The sequence below is a fragment of the Bradyrhizobium sp. genome, from assembly GCF_016462955.1.
Taxonomy (GTDB): domain Bacteria; phylum Pseudomonadota; class Alphaproteobacteria; order Rhizobiales; family Xanthobacteraceae; genus Bradyrhizobium.
This window is the reverse complement of the sequence record NZ_JAEMSD010000297.1, coordinates 7,428-8,609: the sequence shown is the minus strand read 5'-3', so window position 1 is coordinate 8,609 and position 1,182 is coordinate 7,428. Positions and strand designations below refer to the sequence as shown.

The 1,182-nt window shown below is 65.9% G+C and carries 1 protein-coding gene and 1 pseudogene; both read right to left on the bottom strand.

From position 1 onward, the window contains the following. Positions 1-181 precede the first annotated feature (181 nt). Positions 182-1,069 (bottom strand): 2-oxo-4-hydroxy-4-carboxy-5-ureidoimidazoline decarboxylase, encoded by an 888-nt coding sequence (uraD, locus tag JHD07_RS25440; protein WP_291627058.1) that lies wholly within the window; start codon positions 1,067-1,069, stop codon positions 182-184. Positions 1,070-1,073: 4 nt separating this feature from the next. Continuing rightward, positions 1,074-1,182 (bottom strand): annotated as a pseudogene (locus JHD07_RS25435) (allantoinase); the annotation flags it as partial.

Below are 1,182 nucleotides of genomic sequence, written 5' to 3'. Positions count from 1 at the left end.
GAAGTTCGGTGGCTAGATGGGGTTTCACCTCTCCCGTAGGGAGAGGTCGGAGCGCATCGAAGATGCGATCCGGGTGAGGGGCTTAAGTCTCACTAAGGCCGCGGCCCCTCACCCGGATTGCTGCGCAATCCGACCTCTCCCCGTCGGGGAGAGGTGAACCAACCCGCCCGACCTGCGTGCTTCAGCTGCCGCGGTAGGTCGAGTAGCTCCAGGGCGTGACCAGCAGCGGCACGTGGTAATGGCTTTCCGGCTCGCTGATCGCAAAGCGCAGCGGGATCTCGTCGAGGAACGGAGGATCGGACAGTGGCACATTGCGCTCGGCGTAGTATCTGGCGACGTGGAAGCGGAGCTCGTAGCGGCCGATCGGCAGCGGGCGATCGCCGATCAGCGGCTGGTCGGTGCGGCCGTCGCCATTGGTCACCGCGCGCGCGACGACGCGGCTCTCGCCGAGGCTCGCGAGCTCCACGAGCTCGATCGGGATGCCCGGCGCGGGCTTGCCGATGTGAGTGTCCAGCACATGCGTCGAGAGCCGGCCGTGCACCTTCAACCTGTCTTCGGCAATGACGAGCTGATCGAGCCGCAGCGCGGAGATGCGGCCAATTTCCTCGATCGCACGCCGCGTCTCGGTCTTGGCGATATTGAGCAGCCGCGCCTCGAAGTCACGCAGGATGGAATCCCTGGTGTGACGGCGCACGCAGACGATATAGGGGAAGCCGAACTTGTCGCGGTAGGCGTCGTTGGCCCGCTGGAACGCCGCATATTCGGCCTCGGACAGCCGGTCGAGCCCGGCGCCGTTCTGCTCGTCGGTCGATTCCGCGGTCAGGCCGGCGGCACGCTGCGTGTTGTTGGCGAGATCGGGATGCGCCCGGATCAGCGCGAGCTGCACGTCGGGTTCGGCAGTCTGGATCGCGGCCATCAGCGCGGCGTGCAGCTCCTTGAGGGAGGCGAACGGCCGGCTTGCCGCAAGCTGCTCGGCGATCCACGGCGAGTATTCGACGACGTTGGCGAGCGCCGCAACGAAGTCATGGCTGCTTGCGGCGTTGAGATCGGCGAGCGAAACTTTCGACATCATCTCACCCGATCTCGAATGCGTCGGCGGCCAGATGCGCATGCTTGTCGTGCCAGTGCTGTGCGATCTGCAACCGCGTCGGCACCCAGACGCGCTCGTGCTTGCCGATATAG